The sequence below is a fragment of the Modicisalibacter ilicicola DSM 19980 genome, assembly GCF_900128925.1.
Lineage (GTDB): Bacteria > Pseudomonadota > Gammaproteobacteria > Pseudomonadales > Halomonadaceae > Modicisalibacter > Modicisalibacter ilicicola.
In genome coordinates, this window is sequence record NZ_FQUJ01000004.1 from 18,685 (window position 1) to 36,337 (window position 17,653).

At 65.3% G+C, this 17,653-nt stretch carries 14 protein-coding genes; 8 read left to right on the plus strand and 6 right to left on the minus strand.

The features are described from left to right. Positions 1–5: 5 nt before the first annotated feature. On the minus strand, positions 6–1,520 hold the full coding sequence (ilvA, locus tag BUA41_RS04675) for a threonine ammonia-lyase, biosynthetic (protein ID WP_072820229.1): 1,515 nt from the start codon (positions 1,518–1,520) through the stop codon (positions 6–8). A 148-nt stretch (positions 1,521–1,668) separates the two neighbouring features. Here ilvA and rpiA point away from each other — a divergent pair, with 148 nt between their 5' ends. Next, complete coding sequence (gene rpiA / locus BUA41_RS04680) at positions 1,669–2,349, plus strand: ribose-5-phosphate isomerase RpiA (RefSeq protein ID WP_072820231.1); 681 nt, start codon at positions 1,669–1,671, stop codon at positions 2,347–2,349. A gap of 4 nt (positions 2,350–2,353) precedes the next feature. Here rpiA and waaA read toward each other — a convergent pair whose 3' ends face one another. Genes waaA through BUA41_RS04695 form a run of 3 tightly spaced genes read right to left on the minus strand, consistent with a single transcriptional unit; the run spans position 2,354 to position 6,158 of the window. Further along, a complete protein-coding gene (gene waaA / locus BUA41_RS04685; protein WP_072820233.1) occupies positions 2,354–3,631 on the minus strand; it encodes a lipid IV(A) 3-deoxy-D-manno-octulosonic acid transferase in 1,278 nt (425 codons plus the stop codon). After that, a complete protein-coding gene (gene hldE, locus BUA41_RS04690) occupies positions 3,632–5,062 on the minus strand; it encodes a bifunctional D-glycero-beta-D-manno-heptose-7-phosphate kinase/D-glycero-beta-D-manno-heptose 1-phosphate adenylyltransferase HldE (RefSeq protein WP_072820235.1) in 1,431 nt (476 codons plus the stop codon). Then, complete coding sequence (locus tag BUA41_RS04695) at positions 5,052–6,158, minus strand: glycosyltransferase family 9 protein (protein WP_072820237.1); 1,107 nt, start codon at positions 6,156–6,158, stop codon at positions 5,052–5,054. Before BUA41_RS04695 ends, hldE begins: the two co-directional genes overlap by 11 nt. On the opposite strand from BUA41_RS04695, the gene BUA41_RS04700 reads away from it, so the two are divergent. The 5 genes from BUA41_RS04700 to BUA41_RS04720 all read left to right on the plus strand — a co-directional run bounded on the left by BUA41_RS04700 (position 6,157) and on the right by BUA41_RS04720 (position 12,352). After that, on the plus strand, positions 6,157–6,888 hold the full coding sequence (locus tag BUA41_RS04700; protein ID WP_072820239.1) for a 3-deoxy-D-manno-octulosonic acid kinase: 732 nt from the start codon (positions 6,157–6,159) through the stop codon (positions 6,886–6,888). The two genes, BUA41_RS04695 and BUA41_RS04700, sit on opposite strands and share 2 nt — an antisense overlap. Before the next feature lie 17 nt (positions 6,889–6,905). Further along, entirely contained in the window at positions 6,906–8,765 is a 1,860-nt protein-coding gene (locus BUA41_RS04705; RefSeq protein ID WP_072820241.1) for a DUF3413 domain-containing protein, read from the plus strand. A 74-nt stretch (positions 8,766–8,839) separates the two neighbouring features. Continuing rightward, positions 8,840–9,628, plus strand: a complete 789-nt coding sequence (locus BUA41_RS04710; protein WP_072820243.1) for a glycosyltransferase family 2 protein — start codon at positions 8,840–8,842, stop codon at positions 9,626–9,628. Next, entirely contained in the window at positions 9,622–10,674 is a 1,053-nt protein-coding gene (locus tag BUA41_RS04715; RefSeq protein WP_072820245.1) for a glycosyltransferase family 4 protein, read from the plus strand. The genes BUA41_RS04710 and BUA41_RS04715 overlap by 7 nt, the downstream gene beginning before the upstream one ends. An 88-nt stretch (positions 10,675–10,762) precedes the next feature. Beyond that, positions 10,763–12,352, plus strand: coding sequence for a sulfatase-like hydrolase/transferase (locus tag BUA41_RS04720; protein ID WP_072820247.1), 1,590 nt, complete (start codon positions 10,763–10,765; stop codon positions 12,350–12,352). A 3-nt stretch (positions 12,353–12,355) separates the two neighbouring features. Here BUA41_RS04720 and waaF read toward each other — a convergent pair whose 3' ends face one another. Continuing rightward, the gene (gene waaF, locus BUA41_RS04725; RefSeq protein WP_072820249.1) at positions 12,356–13,387 is read right to left on the minus strand and encodes a lipopolysaccharide heptosyltransferase II; all 1,032 of its coding nucleotides are present in this window, start codon (positions 13,385–13,387) and stop codon (positions 12,356–12,358) included. After that, complete coding sequence (gene rfaD, locus BUA41_RS04730; RefSeq protein WP_072820251.1) at positions 13,380–14,354, minus strand: ADP-glyceromanno-heptose 6-epimerase; 975 nt, start codon at positions 14,352–14,354, stop codon at positions 13,380–13,382. Before rfaD ends, waaF begins: the two co-directional genes overlap by 8 nt. A 167-nt stretch (positions 14,355–14,521) precedes the next feature. Between rfaD and glyQ the strand changes: the two genes are divergently transcribed. Next, on the plus strand, positions 14,522–15,469 hold the full coding sequence (gene glyQ / locus BUA41_RS04735) for a glycine--tRNA ligase subunit alpha (RefSeq protein ID WP_072820253.1): 948 nt from the start codon (positions 14,522–14,524) through the stop codon (positions 15,467–15,469). Positions 15,470–15,471: 2 nt separating this feature from the next. Next, entirely contained in the window at positions 15,472–17,538 is a 2,067-nt protein-coding gene (gene glyS, locus BUA41_RS04740; protein ID WP_072820255.1) for a glycine--tRNA ligase subunit beta, read from the plus strand. Positions 17,539–17,653 lie beyond the last annotated feature (115 nt).

Below are 17,653 nucleotides of genomic sequence, written 5' to 3' on the forward strand. Positions count from 1 at the left end.
TGCACTCATGCCATGAACAGGCGGTAGGCCACGTTGTCGCTTTCCTTCCAGTAGCGATAGCCGATCTCGTCGAAATGCTCCTCGACATGCCCTCGGTCCCCGTCGGGAATCTGCATGCCGACCAGCACCCGACCATAGGCCGCGCCATGATTGCGGTAGTGGAACAGCGAGATGTTCCAGTCCGCGGGCAGATGGGTGAGGAAGTTCATCAGGGCGCCGGGGCGCTCGGGAAACTCGAAGCGATAGACCTGCTCGTCGAAGCGCTGCCTGGGGCGACCGCCGCCCAGGTGGCGAATATGCAGCTTGGCCAGCTCATTGTCGGTAAGATCCTCCACCGGATAGTCCGCCTCGCGCAGCTTGCGGATCACCTCCTCCCGATCCTCGCCCCCGGGCTTGACCTGCACGCCGACGAAGATGTGGGCCTGGTCGGGATCGGCGTAGCGGTAGTTGAACTCGGTGACCATGCGCCGGCCGATGATCTTGCAGAACCTCTTGAAGCTGCCCGGCCGCTCGGGAATGGTCACCGCCAGGATCGCCTCGCGCTGCTCGCCGAGCTCGGTGCGCTCGGCGATATGCTGCAGGCGATCGAAGTTGGTGTTGGCCCCGGAGTTGATGCACAGCAGCGTCTGGCCCTCGACGCCTCTCTGCTGCACGTACTTCTTGAGGCCGGCCAGGGAAAGGGCCCCCGAGGTTTCGGCCACCGCCCGGGTGTCCTCGAAGATATCCTTGACCGCGGCGCACATCTCGTCGGTGTTGACGGTGATCACTTCATCGACCAGATCCCGCATGATGGCGAAGGGTGCCTCGCCGATCTGCGCCACCGCCACCCCCTCGGCGAACACGCCCACCTCCTTGAGGGTCACGCGCTTGCCGGCCTCCAGGGCGGCCTTGAGACAGGCGCTGTCCTCGGCCTCGACACCGATGACCTTGATCTCGGGTCGCAGGTACTTGACGTAGGCCGCCACCCCGGCGATCAAGCCACCGCCGCCGACCGGCACGAAGATGGCATCGAGACGTCCGGCATGCTGGCGCAGGATCTCCATGCCGACCGTGCCTTGCCCGGCGATCACGTCGAGATCGTCGAAGGGCGGCACATAGGTGTAGCCATGCTCCTCGATCAATTCCCGGGCGTGGGCCAGCGCCTCGCTGAAGGCATCGCCGCGCAGCACGACCCGGGCGCCCCGGGCCCGCACGGCCTGCACCTTGATCTCCGGGGTGATGCGCGGCATCACGATGACCGCCTTCACCCCCATCAGTTTCGCCGCCAGCGCCAGTCCCTGGGCGTGGTTGCCCGCCGAGGCGGCAATCACGCCCTTGGCCTTCTGGGCATCGCTCAGCTGCGCCATGCGATTGTAGGCACCGCGGATCTTGAAGGAGAAGACCGGCTGAAGATCCTCGCGCTTGATCAGTACCTGATTGTTGAGGCGACGCGACAGGAAGGGAGCAGGGGTGATGGGTGTCTCGCGAGCCGCTTCGTAGACGCGGGCCTGGAGAATCTTCTTGACGGTGTCTTCGAGCATCCGGATGTCCTGAAAGCCGCGCAAGGCGGACGGCTGGCAAAGTTCCCATTGTTAACAGAGGCGGCTGACCACCGTCCAGCCTCGGCGGTTACCGCGACCATGGGATCGCCTATAATGGCATTTTTACCACTGGCCAACGAGTCCTCTCATGAATCAGAACGCCCTCAAGCGTGCGGTGGCCGTCGCCGCCATCGATGAAATCCGACCTCTGCTGGCCAAGGACAGCGTGATCGGCGTAGGTACCGGCTCCACGGCCGACCACTTCATCGACCTGCTCGCCGAGCTGCGTCACGATTTCCAGGGCGCGGTGGCCAGCTCCAGGGCAAGCGCGGAACGCCTGAAAGGCCACGGTATCGATGTCTTCGAGCTCAATCATGTCGGCACCGTCCCCGTCTATGTCGATGGCGCGGACGAGATCAATCCGCGCCTGGAGATGATCAAGGGCGGTGGCGCGGCACTGACCCGGGAGAAGATCGTCGCCGCCTGTGCCGAGCGCTTCATCTGCATCGCCGACGCCTCCAAGCGGGTCGAGGTGCTGGGGGGGTACCCCCTGCCCGTCGAGGTGATCCCCATGGCGCGCTCCTACGTCGCCCGGGAACTGGTCACGCGCAGCATCACGCCGGTCTATCGCGACGGCGTGATCACCGACAACGGCAACCAGATCCTCGACTGCTACGACTTCTTGATCGAAGAGCCCCGGGAGATCGAGTTTGCACTCAACAACATCGTCGGCGTGGTGACCAACGGCCTGTTTGCCCATCGCCCCGCGGACCTGCTGCTGCTGGGCACCGACCAGGGAGTGGAACGCCTGACGAAACATGAAGAGTGAGCGCTTACTTGCGAAGGAAGCTGTCCAGGCCTTCCAGGGTGCGCTGCAGCGCACCTTGATTCGCGGCAATGACCTCTCTCCCCGCCACCCCCTGGCGGTGGCGTGCCTCCGGATCGTCCATCAGCGCGATCAACGCCTCGCCGAGAGCGAAGGCGTCTGCCACCTCGATCAGTGCCCCGGCCTCGCGCAATACCTCGGCGACATCCTCGAAATTGGCCAGTTCCGGGCCACTGAGCACCGCCACGCCCAGGGAGGCCGGCTCGAGCAGGTTGTGACCGCCGATGGGCACCAGACTGCCACCGACAAAGGCGAGATCGGCGGTGCCGTAGAGCGCCATCAGTTCGCCCATGGTGTCCCCCAGATAGACCGTGGTGTCGGCCTGCACCGGCTCGTCCAGGGAGCGCCGGGCCACGCGCTCGCCCCGGCGCCGGCAGAGGGCGGCGACCTCCTCGAAGCGCTGCGGATGACGCGGCACCAGGATCAGCAGCGCGTCGGGATGGTGTTCGCGTAACCCGGCATGCGCCATCAGTACCTGCTCGTCCTCGCCGGCATGGGTCGAGGCCGCGATCCAAACCGGACGCGTCTCCCTCTCAATGCGTAAGCGCTCACTATCAATGCAAGTAGCGTCGTCAAGGGGTATATCGAACTTCAGCGAGCCGACGACCGATGTTCGCTCAACCGGCATGCCCAGGGTGCGAAAGCGCTCGGCGTCCTGTTCGGACTTGGCGGCCAGCCAGTCGACCTTGCCCAGCGCATCCGCCATCAGCGCACGAACACGCTGGTAACCCCGCAGACCCTTTGCCGACAGCCGACCGTTGACCACCGCCACCGGGATACCTCGCCGATGGCACGCGTGCAGCAGATTGGGCCACAGTTCGGTCTCGAAGAAGAGGGCCATCTCCGGTCGCAACCGGGCGATGAAGCGATCGGCCGCGCCCGGAAAGTCCAAAGGGACGAAGTAATGACTCACTTCGTCTTCAAAAAGCGATTTGACTCGCTCGGCGCCAGTCGCCGTCATGGTCGTGACGACCAGGCGATGGCGGGGATAGCGCTGCCTCAGGGACTCGATCAGAGGGCGCGCCGCCTGCACCTCGCCCACCGAGGCGGCATGCAGCCACAGTCTGGGGCATCCACTCTCTGAAACGATCGCCCCCAGCCGTTCGCGGCGCAGGTGAGTAGGCACCCACTCACGCCACACGCGTCGCCATACAAGAGGGGAGAGCAGATAGAGTGCCGCACTGTATAGCCAGCGTGCCCACGGGTATCGACGTGGCCCGGCCATCTAGCGCTCGCGATCGAGGATGGTCGCGATCATCGCCGTGGTAGAGACGCCATCCTCGAAGTCCAGCACCTTGACCTCGCCGCCGTTGGCGATGACCGCCTCGCCGCCGGCAATCTCGTCGGGCCGATAGTCGCCGCCCTTGACCAGGACGTCGGGCAGCAGCGTCTCGATCAGGCGTGCCGGCGTGTCCTCGCCGAAGGCGACCACCCAATCCACGGCCCCCAGGCCACTGAGCACCTGCATGCGCCGCGGCAAGGGATTGATCGGCCGGCGCGGCCCCTTGAGCCGGGCAATGGAGGCGTCGTCGTTGACCGCCACGACCAGGCGATCGCCGAGCCGTCGCGCCTGCTCGAGATAGGCGACATGACCGGCGTGCAGGATGTCGAAGCAGCCGTTGGTCATGACCACGCGTTCACCCCGCGCCTGGGCGGCCTGTACCGCCTCGATCAACGCCGGCTCCTCGATCACCCCGAACTCCGCCAGCTTGTCGCCATGCAGGGCGGTGTAGAGTTCGGCAACGGACAAGGTCGCGGTGCCCGGCTTGGCCACCACCAGGCCGGCCGCCAGGTTGGCCAGGGTCATCGCCTCGGGGTAGCCGTGCCCGGCCGCCAGCGCCAGCCCCAGTACACCGATCACCGTGTCGCCGGCCCCGGTGACATCGAAGACCTCCCGGGCTCGGGTCGGCAGATGCAGCGGAGCGTGCCCCGCCCGGATCAGGGTCATGCCCTTCTCGCTGCGGGTGATGAGCAGGGCCTCGAGATCGAGTTCGCCACGCAGATGCTCGCCCTTCTCGGCCAGCTCGGCATCGTCGCGACAGGGGCCGACCACGGCCTCGAACTCCCCGAGATTGGGGGTGATGACACTGGCGCCACGGTAGCGCCGGAAATCGCTGCCCTTGGGGTCGACCAGCACCCGCTTGCCGGCGGCACGCACCAGGGCGATCAGCTCCTCGACCCGGTTGAGGGTCCCCTTGCCGTAATCGGAGAGGATGACCAGGTCGGTGTCGGTCAGCGCCGCCTCGACCCGCGCGAGCATCTCCCGGGTGTCCACGCCGGACACGTTCTCCTCGAAGTCGAGGCGGATCAATTGCTGGTTGCGGCTCATGACCCGTAGCTTGGTGATCGTGGGTATCGCAGTGCTGTGCTGAAAGTGAACGCTCACTTCGGCGTCTTCCAGGCGTGCCGTGAGCAGATCGGCGTTACCATCCTCCCCCACCAGCCCGGCCAGGGCGGCATGCCCCCCCAGGGAAGCGATGTTGAGAGCCACGTTGGCGGCACCGCCGGGGCGGTCCTCGGCATCCCCCACCCGCACCACGGGCACCGGCGCCTCAGGGGAGATACGCGAGGTACCGCCATGCCAGTAGCGATCGAGCATGACATCGCCCACCACCAGCAGGCGGGCCTGTTCCAGGGCAGTCAGATCAAACTTCATGTGGGGGCTCCATGGTCGTGGCATCGGGGCGAGAGGCCAGCAGCACATCGAGGCGTTCGATGACGTCTTCTGCCTGGATCAGCGCCATCGCGTCCGGGTGGCGGACACGCTCTCCCCAGTCGATCTCGTCGGGCTCCTTGTGCAGGTAGGTGCGCACCGCCTCGGGATAGCGATCGACGACGAAGTCGCGCCAGCCATAGGGGGCCGCGCGATCCGGGTTGGTCGTGGCATAGAGGCCCACGGTAGGCGTGCCCAGGGCATTGGCCATATGTACAGGCCCCGAGTCCGGGGCGATCACCACGTCGGCGCGATCGATCAAGGCCAGCAAGCCCTTCAGCGAGCTCTTGCCGATGGCATCGATGACTGCCTCCGAAGCCGCCAGGGCACGAATGCGCTCGCCCATCTCCCGTTCCTGGGAACTGCTGCCGCCGCTGAGCAGGGTCTTCAGACCATACTGGGTCCACAGGTGCTCGATGACCGTGGCGTACCCTTCCGCCGACCAGTTGCGGAAATTGCGCAGGCGCGGATTGGCGCAAGGGCTGATCAGCGCATAGGCGGTCTCGCCGGTCAGGCGCGAAGCCTCGGCGTAGGCGGTCTCGGGAATCGGCAGATTCCATTCGGGGCATCCGGTGATGGCCGGATCGACCCCCAATGCCCGGGCGAAGTCCATGAACGACTCGAGCACGTGGGCGCGCGGGTGGGGCTCCAGCTGTCGATGCGTGAACCAGTGTTGCCAATCCTTGGAGCGGGCCTTGTCGTAGCCGATCCGCACCTCCGCCTTCACCCCCAGGGAGAGGGCGCTCGCCCGCAGGGCCTGCTGCATGTGCAGCAGCACGTCGAATCGCCTATCGCCAAGCTCGCGCCAGAGTGCACGCATGCCCGAAAATCCGCTGGCCTTGTCGTAGACGATGAACTCGACCCCGGAGAGGCCAGAAAGTAGACTGTGCTCCCCCTTACCGATGATCCAGGTAATACGCAGCTCGGGCCACTGACGCTGCAGCGCACGCACGGTAGGAACCAGATTGCAGACATCGCCCAGCGCGGAGAGCCGCAACACGCAGAGATGCGTGGGACGGGCGGGCAGAGGGTGCTTCATGCGGTTGGCGACGCTCCAGTCGGGAAAAGAATTTATCTTATACGATGCCGGCATTCTATGGGACGCCAACGGCACGCGACAAATCAAGCCCGATCCGGCCTGGTTCACCGCCGCATTCTGGCAGGCCCGCGGGGCGGTCATCGGCCAGGCGCCGGGGCGTGGCTCGAGTCTGTTCGTGGACGCCGCCGGCCTGGCCGCCGGTGATCGGCAGTGGGTACTGCGCGGCTATCGCCGGGGCGGCTTCGCCGCACGTCTTAGCGACTCGCGCTATCTCTGGCTAGGGCTAGAACGTACCCGGGCCTTCCGAGAGCTGCGCCTGACCGCCCTGCTGCATGAAGAGGGGCTTCCCGTGCCGCAACCGATCGCCGGGCTCGTGCGACGCCATGGGCCCAGCTACGAAGCGGCCCTGCTGACGGTGCGCCTGATCGGTGCCAGAACCCTGGCGGAACTGCTTCCCGAAGCCGATGCCGCGCTGCTGGAGCGTGTGGGCACGACCATTCGCCGATTTCACCGGGCCGGGCTGGATCATGTCGATCTCAACGCCCGCAACCTGCTCGTGACGGCGGATGGACGGGTCTGGCTGATCGACCTGGATCGTTGCCGTCTGCGCCGCCCCGGACGCTGGCAGCAAGCCAACCTGGCACGCCTCGAGCGCTCGCTGGCACGTTTCTCGCCCGATGACGCCAGGACCGGCTGGCGGCCGTTGTGGCAGGGCTACCATCAATCGTAACGAGTTCACACCGATCCATGTCCGATACCCTCCTCTCCCCCCGCAGGCAGCGTCTGCGGGCCAGTCTCGCCTTCGCACTGGTCAACCTGCTGCCGGTCTGGCTCATCGCCCTGCGCTACGTCCCCTATCTGGAAGTGCCCGGGGATGTGCTCGGCGTGAGCTACCTGATCCTGACCTGGACAGGGCATTTCGCGCTGCTCGTGTTGCTGGCCTGGATACCGTTGGGCCTGCTTGCGCTGGTCGTGCCCCGCCGCGTGCTGTGGCTCCCCGCCGCGCTGCTGGCCACCGCCGGGCTGTGGCTGTTGCTGCTTGACACCGGGGTCTACGCGCAATATCGCTTCCATATAAACCATTTCATGGTATCGCTGTTTCTCAATGACAAGAACGGCGATATCTTCAGCTTCACGCTCTCCACCTGGCTCACCGTGGGTGGTATCGCCCTGGGCTTGCTGATCGCCGAGGCCTGGCTGGCCGCACGGCTGTTTGCCTCCCCGCGTACCTGGCGCCTGCCGCTCTGGCGGGGCGTGACGCTGCTGATGGTGGCGATGATCGCCAGTCATGCGGTCCACGTCGTGGCCGACGCCCGCTATCGCAAGAGCGTCACCCAGCAGGTCGGCATCTATCCATTGCTGTTTCCGGCGACCGCCAAGGATTTCATGAAGGAGCATGGCTGGCTCGACCCTCGGGCGGCCCGGGCGGATCAGGTCAATCTCAACCGGCAGACGGCAGACACGCTTCGCTGGCCGAAGGCTCCTCTCGAATGCACTCCGGGAGACGACCCGCCGAACGTGCTGTTCATCCTCATCGACTCCTGGCGACATGACGAGTACGGCCCCGGGAACACCCCGGCGATGCATGCTGCCCTGGCAGACGAGGGCCGCCGTTACACGAACCACTACAGCGGCGGCAACGCCACCCGCACCGGCGTGATGAGCCTGTTCTACGGCCTGACCGGCAACTATTATCGGCTGCTGCAGGACACCCAGACACCGTCGCTGCTGGTCTCGCGACTGCAGGAGCAGGGCTACGACCTGGGCATCTTCAGCTCGGCCAGCCTGGACAGCGTCGGCTTCGATCGTTCCATCTTCGCCTCGGTAGCCGAACTCCCCTCGGCGGCGCCGGGCGATACGCCGGTGGCCCGGGACCGCAACATGACCAAGGCCTGGCTCGACTGGCAGGCCAAACGCCGCCGCGAGAACACCCCCGCGCCCTGGCTCAGCCTGCTGTTCTACGACGCCCCCCACGGCTACAGCGTACCGGAACGCATGGAATTGCCCTTCCAGCCCGCCGCGGCAACCATGGACTACCTGAAACTGGGGCCGGATACGGACCCGGCACCGTATCGCAACCTGCATCGCAATGCCGTCTATTTCGATGACCAGTTGATCGCTCGGGTCATCGAAGACCTCAAGACCAGCGGGGAGTGGGACGACACCGTGCTGGTGGTCACCGGCGATCATGGCCAATCGTTCAACGATTTCGGCCACAACTACTGGGGGCACAACAGTCATTTCGCCGCGCCCCAGATCCGGGTACCGATGATCCTGCACGGCCCGGGTATTGCCAGCGGTGAACACGACGGGACCACGAGCCACCTGGATGCGGTGCCGACCCTGATGCGCCACGTGCTGGGTTGTTCGAACCCCAGCAGCGATTACAGCCATGGGCGCGACATGCTGCAGGCCGATCTCGATCACGACTGGGTCGTCGCCAGCAGCTATCTCGACTATGCGGTCATCGAGAAGGAGCGCATCACGGTGATCGATGGCACCGGCGGCTGGAGGGTGGTCGATCGACGACTCGATCCGCTGGAGGAGACGATTTCCCCGGCGGTGTTCGAGGCCATGCAGGCGCTCAAGCGTTTCTATGCGCAATAAGAGGGCCGCGATCCCGGGCGCCTCTTGCTAAGATGCCTGGGCCACCGAGTGTCACCACCGCGACGAGGAGACCTATGGCCAACATCACCGGCGTGGTCATCACCCTGAACGAGGCCGCGAACATCGAGGCCTGCCTGGCATCCCTGGCGCGGGTCTGCGACGAGCTGATCGTCGTCGATTCCGGCTCCACGGATGAGACCTGTCGGCTCGCCGAACGGGCCGGGGCTCGCCTGATCAAGCAACCCTACCTGGGTGATGGCCCCCAGAAGAACGTGGGGCCTGCCCAGGCCAGCCACCGCTGGGTGCTGTCCCTCGATGCCGATGAGCGGCTGACCGACGAGGTCGTGGCAGCCATCGAGCGTCTCGATCTGGAAGACAGCAAATGCGAAGCGTTCTCATTCAGGCGGCGCAACCATCTCGGCTCGCGCTGGATCAGAACCTGTGGCTGGTATCCCGACCATTGCGTACGGCTGTTCGACAGGAAGCGTACGGCGTTCTCCAACAGCCGCCAGCACGCCTCGATCACGGCCAGCCAAGTCACCCGGCTGGATGCCGATATCGAACACTACTCCTTTGCCAACCTCGCGGAGCTGTTCACCAAGGCCAGTGGGCGGTTCTCCACCCGCGCGGCCAAGATCATGTACCTCAAGGGCAAGCGGGCGAATTCCCTGTCGCCCTTCCTGCATGGCGCCAACGCCTTCCTGCGCAAGTACGTGTTCCAGCGCGGCTTCACCTCGGGCCTCGATGGTGCCTCCATCGCCCTCTCTTCCGCGGTGAACGCCTACCTGAAGTATGCCAAGCTGCTGGAGCTGCAGCGCGATCGCCAGGTGCGCGACGCCGAGGACTTCGATCGGATATGGTAATGGCCACAGCGGCGGAACTGCACATACGCCACGTCAACCTGGCCCGAGGTTTCCGGGGGGGTGAGCGCCAGACCCTGCTGCTGATTCGTGCGCTGGCCGAGCGAGGCGTTCGGCAGAGCCTGGTATGTCGGCACGACTCTCGACTACGTGTCGAGCTGGCGGATCTCGACGTCGCCATCATCCCTGCCGATCATCTGCTCGCCGGCCACTTCGCTGCCCCGCCGGCCGATCTCGTGCATGCCCACGAGGCCAAGGCCGTACACTGGGCCTATCTGCAGCACCGCCTGCGCGTCACCCCTTACCTGCTGACACGACGGGTGCCTCAAGCCGTCAAGGACAAGCGCTTCAATCGCCTGACCTATCGCTCCGCCTCCCGGGCGGTGGCCATCTCCTCGGTGATCGAAGGGCACTTGCGCGAGCGTGCCTGGTGTCCGGTGGCCCGCATCCCTAGTGCCCTGGCTCACCTGCCGAGCGATCCACGAAGGGTCGCCGCGCTGCGCCAGCGCTTCCAGGGCCGGCGGATCGTGGGCCATATCGGTGCCTTGGTCGATCGTCACAAGGGCCAACGCCTGCTGATCGAGGCCGCCCGGCAGTTGCGGAAAAGCCATCCCGAGGTGCTCTTCCTGTGCCTGGGCCGCGGCGAGGACGAAATCGCCCTCAAGCGCGAGAGCGCCGACCTCGACAACCTCGTCTGGGAAGGCTTCCACGATAACGTCGGCGACTATCTCCAGGTGATGGATCTGTTCGCCTTTCCTTCCCGGAACGAAGGGCTGGGATCGATCCTTCTCGATGTGATGGATCACGGGGTACCGATCGTCGCCGCGGCCGTGGACGGCATCCCCGACCTCGTGCTCCACGACCAGAGCGGCTGGCTGGTGCCCGCAGAGGACGCGCCGGCGCTGGCCACGGCGATCGCCGCTCTGCTCGACGACCCCGCCCGGGGCGAACGACTGGCCCAGGGTGCAAGACAGCGGCTGAACCTCTTCACCCCTGCAGCCATGGCCGAGGCCTACCTGGCGCTGTACCGGCAAATTTGTCTCGGGTAGCGCCTGCCCTGCAACGCGATGACAAGGTTATGACAACCTCTGGCCGGGCTTGTTAAGCTGCGGTCATCTCTGGAAGGACTCGACGGCAATGCCGATCAGTACATCTCGCGTCCGCTGGCTGATGCTCGGCCATCTCGGACTCTGCCTAGGCTATGCCACCACCACCATGCTGGCCTTGCCCCATTTCCTGGCGCTGGCGATTCTCGTCGCCTGGCTGGTGCTTGCCTGGGGGTTTCGCTGGGGCGCGCCGATGTACCCCCGGGCACCGCTGCGGATCTGGCCCTGGAGCCTGATTCCCCTCGCCCTCTGGTGGCTGAGCGTCTATATCACCGACAGCTACGGCAGGGTGGACATCGGGGCCATCCTTTTTCATTTCCAGGCCGGGATCGCCGAGCATGGTGGCACGGGGCGCATCCTGATCGCCATCCTGTACGCCCTGGCCGGGGTCATGATGCTGGTCGCCTTCACCTGGCTGGTGCGCATCGATCATCGCTGGCGCCTTCTGGAGCGCATCCTGATGCTGTTTCTGCTGGCGCTCAACCCCCTTCTCTTCGGTTTCTCCCTCCAGGGCGCCGCCATCGTCGCCGAGGACGGGGCCTGGCTCGACAGGCGCTATGTGCCGCCGACCATCGAAAAGGCGCCGGAGGAGCTGCCCAATCTGATCCTCCTCTATCTGGAGAGCATCGAGGGCACCTATGCCGACACGAATCGCTTCGGCAATGCCTACCGGGATCTAGCCGCCCTGGGCAAACGGGGACTGGTGTTTCGAGGCATCCGGCAGAGCGAGAACACCGGCTGGACCATGGCCGGCATGATCGCCAGCCAATGCGGCACACCGCTGATGCCGGCCGGGCTGATTCACGACAACCAGTTCGAGCCGCTGGAGCACGTGCTGCCGGGGGTCAACTGCCTGGGCGATCTGCTCTCGGCCCAGGGTTATCACCAGTTGTTCATGGGCGGGGCCAGCCTGGAGTTCGCCGGCAAGGGGCTCTTCTACGAGGATCACGGCTTCGACAGGACCCTGGGGCGTCATGAACTCGAGCGACGCCTGGAGGACCCCTCCTACGTCAATAGCTGGGGCCTCAACGATGACTCTCTGCTCGACATGGCCGTGGAAGAGGTCGAGGCACTGGCGCGCCGGCCCGGGCCCTTCACCTTCGTCGGCCTGACCTTGTCGGGTCACCCTCCCTATGGCTACCCGGCCAGGGCCTGTCTCGAACGCCAGGGCGAGTTCGACGGCGTGGACATCCTCTACTCCGTGGAATGCAGCGCCTGGCTGACCCGCCGCTTCATCGAGCGTATCGAGAACCGGGGGCTACTCGAGAACACCCTGGTGGTGGTGGCGAGCGATCACCTGTCGATGAAGAACTCCGCCTGGCAGCAGTTGATCGCCGGGCCCCGGGAAAACACCCTGATCATGTTCGGTAATGGCCTGCCGAGGCAGATCGTCTACCGGGAGGCCACGACGATGGATATCCTGCCGACCCTGCTCGAGGCGATGGGTTTCACCCTTCCCTCTCATCGGGCCGGCCTGGGCGCCTCCCTGCTCTCTCCCGCCCAGACCCTGGTCGAGCGCCATGGTCTGGAGGCGATCGACGAGCGCATGCTGGAAGAACGCGCCCTGCAGGTCCGGCTGTGGAAAGAGACCCAGGACAAGCCGCCGCCGACCAGCGGGTGACTGTCAGGGGGTCGCCAGGCGAATCGCCTGATCCAGGCGCTCGGGCTTCAACTGTTGCAGGCAGTGGGTGTGACCCAGGGGGCAGTGACGCTTGAAACAGGGCGAACAGGTCAGCGCCAGGGTATGGATGCTGGCATTCTCGGTCAGCGGCGGCGTGTACAGCGGCGAGGAGGAGCCGTAGATCGCCTGGACGTGGGTGCCCACGGCTGCCGCCACGTGCATGAGCCCCGAATCGTTGGTCACGACCTGGCGGCAGTCTGACAGCAGGTCCACCGCGTCGGCCAGACGCGTCTTGCCGCACAGGTTATGGGCATGATCCAGGTCATCGCTGATCGCATCGCCCGCCGCCACGTCCTTGGGCCCGCCCAGCACCCGGATTTCGTAGCCCTCGCTCACCAGCCCCTCGGCCAGGCGACGGAAGTACTCGAGCGGCCACTGCTTGGCCGGCCCGTATTCCGCCCCGGGCATCATGCCGATCGCCGGTCGCTCGCCTAGCGCATGGGTGGCCTTGAGTGTCGCCAGGTTATGGCGGTCGACCTCCAGGCGCGGGGTCGGGACGGGAAAATCACCGCGTCGTGCCTCCGACGCCGGCAAGCCCAGGGAGACGAAACGCTTGACCGTCTGATCGAGCCGCGTCCTGTCCAGCTCGCGACGCTCGGTAAGCAGCAGCAAGCGCTGTTCCCCGGTAAAGCCGACCCGTCGAGGGATGCGCGCCAGAAAGGGTACCAGTGCCGATTTCCAGGAGCGCGGCAACACGATGGCATGCTCGAAGCGTCCCGCCAGCGAGCGCGCCACTCGACGGCGCGTTCCCCAGCCGAACTGGCCATGCCCGACGTCCAGGGCGATCGCTTCGTCGACCTCCTTCATGCGAGCCAGGATCGGCTGGGACCAGGCCGGCGCCAGGACACCAATCCGGCAACCCGGATGGCGAACCTTGAGGGTCTTGAACAGGCCCTGGGCCATGACCATGTCTCCCACCCAGGAGGGCCCGACGACCAGGATGGTTTCACCGGAAGTGCCTGTCACGTCATCCATTCAGCCATTCCAGATAGGCACGTACCCCCTCGGCCACGGTCTTGAATTCGGCATCGTAGCCGGCGTCGCGCAGGCGAGAAATGTCGGCGCGAGTATAGCTCTGATAGCGCCCCTTGAGCTCATCGGGAAAGTCGATGTACTCGATACGGCTCTGCACGCCCCGGGTCTCGGCATGATAGCCGATGACGGTCTCGGCGATGGTCTTGAACGGCTCGGCGCGGCCGGTCCCCAGGTTGAAGATACCCGAGCGCTCCGGGTGATCGAGAAACCAGAGGTTCACGGCCACCGCATCCCCCACGTAGACGAAATCACGGCTCTGCATGCCAGCGTCGTAACCGTCCCAGGCACCGAACAGACGCGGATTCTGCCCCTGGCTCACCTGGGTGTGGTGGTGGTAGGCCACGCTGGCCATCTTGCCCTTGTGCTGTTCCCGAGGGCCATAGACGTTGAAGTAGCGAAACCCCACTACCTGGCTGGTCAGGTTGTGCCAGTGCTGACGCACGTACTGGTCGAAGAGCAGCTTGGAGTAACCGTAGACGTTGAGGGGCTTCTCGTGCTCCGGCGCCTCGACGAAGACGTCGCTGCCCCCATAGGTGGCCGCCGAGGAAGCATACAGGAACGGAATGCCGCGTCGCTGGCAGAAGTGGAACAGCACCTTGGAATACTCGAAGTTGTTCTCGAGCATGAACTTGCCGTCCCATTCGGTGGTGTCCGAGCAGGCGCCCTCGTGAAAGATCGCCTCGATGGGTGGCAGCAACCTGCTGGCATCGCCACGCAGCTCGGCCTGAACGCGTCTCAGGAACTCGTGCTTGTCCAGATAGTCGCCCAGGCTGCAGTCGGCCAGGTTCACGAACTTCGTTCCGTCGGTCAGGTCGTCGACCACCAGCACATCCTGATGGCCTCGTGCATTGAGCGCCTTGACCAGGTTGGCACCGATGAACCCCGCACCGCCTGTCACTACAATCATGGTTCGAATCCTCTGTTCCGTTCGGTCGCTGGCAAGCCTGCCGCGACGACTGGCGAAGCGGCTCTCCCGACGGCCGCCGAGCCTTTTCGACGCCGCGCCTATAACCGCCTAGCCGCTAATTGTATACTTGGCGGTTCGTGAATTCATGGGCCAACGGTACTTCACCAATGACACAGTCGACGCCAGACGTGAAAACCTTCCAGGGTCTGATCCTCGCCCTGCAACAGTACTGGGCCGAACAGGGTTGCGTCATTCTCCAGCCGCTGGACATGGAGGTCGGTGCCGGCACCTTCCATCCGGCGACCTTCCTGCGCTCCATCGGCCCCGAGAACTGGAATGCCGCCTACGTCCAGCCCTCGCGGCGTCCCACCGACGGCCGATATGGCGAAAACCCCAATCGCCTCCAGCACTACTATCAGTTCCAGGTCGTCATGAAACCCTCGCCTGCCGATTTCCAGGCACTCTACCTGGGCTCCCTAGAGCATCTCGGACTCGATCCCCTGATCCACGACATCCGCTTTGTCGAGGACAACTGGGAGTCGCCGACCCTGGGCGCCTGGGGGCTAGGCTGGGAGGTCTGGCTCAACGGCATGGAAGTCACCCAGTTCACCTACTTCCAGCAGGCCGGCGGCATCGAATGCTACCCCGTCACCGGCGAGCTGACCTATGGCCTGGAGCGCATCGCCATGTATCTGCAGGGCGTCGACAGCGTCTACGACCTGGTATGGGCCATCGCCCCGGATGGCACCCGGGTCAGCTACGGCGACGTCTACCTGCAGAACGAGCGCGAGCAGTCTGCCTACAATTTCGAGCATGCCGATGTGCCCGCCCTGTTTGCCAGCTTCGATCATCTCGAGCGTGAGTGCATCAAGCTGCTCGAGGTCCGGCTTCCCCTGCCTGCCTACGAGATGGTGCTCAAGGCCTCGCACACCTTCAACCTGCTCGACGCACGGCACGCCATCTCGGTGACCGAGCGCCAGCGTTATATCCTGCGCGTGCGCACCCTGGCCCGGGAGGTCGCCCACGCCTACTTCGAATCACGCAAGGTGGCCGGCTTCCCCCTGGCCAGCGAGGCCCTGCGTCACGAACTGCTAGCCGAACAGGGAGATGCTTGAGCATGGCTTCCAACACCCTACTTGTCGAACTCGGTGTCGAGGAACTGCCCCCAGGGGCCATCGATGCCCTTGCGGACGGCTTTGCCCAGGGCATCGCAGAAGGCTTGCGCGACGCCGAGGTGACGTTCGGCGAGGCGCGCGCCTACGCGACCCCCCGCCGGCTGGCCGTGCAGATAACCCAGCTCGCCGACAAGCAACCGGACCGCGAGATCGAGCGTCGGGGCCCAGCGCTCGCCGCCGCCTTCAAGAATGGCGAGCCCACCAAGGCGGCAATCGGATTCGCCCGCTCCTGCGGTGTCGAGATCGACCAGCTGGTGCATCTGGAAACCGACAAGGGCACCTGGCTCGGCTATCGCTTCGAGCAGGCCGGCGAGACGGTGACCGCACTGCTGCCAGAGATCATCTCCAGGGCAGCCGAAGGTTTGCCGGTCCCCAAGAACATGCGCTGGGGAGCCTCGCGCATCGAATTCTCGCGCCCCACGCACTGGCTGGTCGTGCTCTACGGTACCGAAGTGGTCGAGACCTCCTTGCTGGGCCTCGAGTCAGGCCGTGACACTCGCGGCCACCGGTTCCACGCCCCGGCATCCATCGCCCTGGCCCACGCCGACGATTATCTGGAAGCCTTGGAAGGCGCCCATGTCATCGCCGACCGCCAGCGGCGTCGCGAGAGAATCCGCGAGCAGGTGCTGGCCGAGGCCGAAGCCCAGGACGCCACGGCGGTCATCGACGAGGCCCTGCTCGACGAGGTCAGCGGCCTGGTCGAATGGCCCGTGGCGTTGTCCGGCAGCTTCGACGAACGCTTCCTCGAGGTGCCCTCCGAATGCCTTATCTCGTCGATGAAGGCCAACCAGAAATACTTCCACCTGCTCGATGCCGAGGGAAGGCTCAAGCCAGCCTTCATCACCATCGCCAACATCGACAGCCGCGATCCGCGTCAGGTGATCGAGGGGAACGAACGGGTCATTCGTCCACGCCTGGCCGATGCCGCCTTCTTCTATGAGACCGATCGCAAGCATAGCCTCGCCTCGCGTCGCGACAACCTGACCGGCGTGGTCTTCCAGCAACAGCTGGGCACCCTCGCCGACAAGGCCCGGCGCTGCGAGGCTCTGGCACGCCATGTCGCGGAGCGTATCGGCGGCGACGGCGATCACGCCGGCCGTGCCGCCCGACTGGCCAAGTGCGACCTGGTCACCGAAATGGTACTCGAGTTCCCGGAACTGCAGGGCATCATGGGCTGCTACTATGCCCGCCACGACGGGGAACCCGAGGAGGTTGCCCAAGCGCTGTACGAGCAGTACCTGCCACGCTTTGCCGGCGACGCCATTCCCCGCAGCCGCACCGGCCAGGCGCTGGCCCTGGCCGACCGCCTGGACACCCTGGTCGGCATCTTCGGCATCGGCCAGCGCCCCTCGGGCACCAAGGACCCCTTCGCCCTGCGTCGGGCCGCCATCGGTGTGCTCAACATCCTGATCAAGGCCGAACTCGATCTCGATCTGCGAGCGTTGCTCGAACAAGCCGTCGCCCAGCACGTGGAGTTGCCGAGGACCGATGGGCTGGTCGGCGAAGTGCTCGACTACATGCTCGATCGCTTCCGGGCCTGGACCCAGGAGGAGGACATCGCGGTCGAAGTCTACCTGGCCGTGCGCTCCCGTCCCGTGACGCGCCCCCTGGACTTTGCTCGGCGTGTCCGTGCCGTGCATGCCTTCAGTGGGCGCGAGGAGGCCTCGGCCCTGTCCGCCGCCAACAAGCGGGTTTCCAATATCCTGACCAAGCAAGCTGCCGATGTAACAAGCGCGGTGCGCCAGGAACTGCTCCGGGAACCGGCAGAAAAGGCCTTGCACGAGGCGCTCAAGGCGCGGCGCGAGATTGCCACGCCCTTGTTCGCTCAGGCACGCTATGCCGAGGCTCTGGACGCTCTGACCACGTTACGCGCTCCCGTCGACACCTTCTTCGATCAGGTCATGGTCATGGCGGACGACGACGCGGTGCGTCACAACCGCCTGGCCTTGCTGGCGGACCTGCATGGCCTCTTTCTCGAAGTGGCAGACATCGCCGAACTGCAACAATAGCGCCATCTGCTAGTCGAGGCGAAGGGCCGGCTCACATGCCGGCCCTTCTCTTTGGTGTTTCACGTGAAACATCGAGCTTTACTCTCTACTCTCTCTACTCTCTACTCTCTACTCC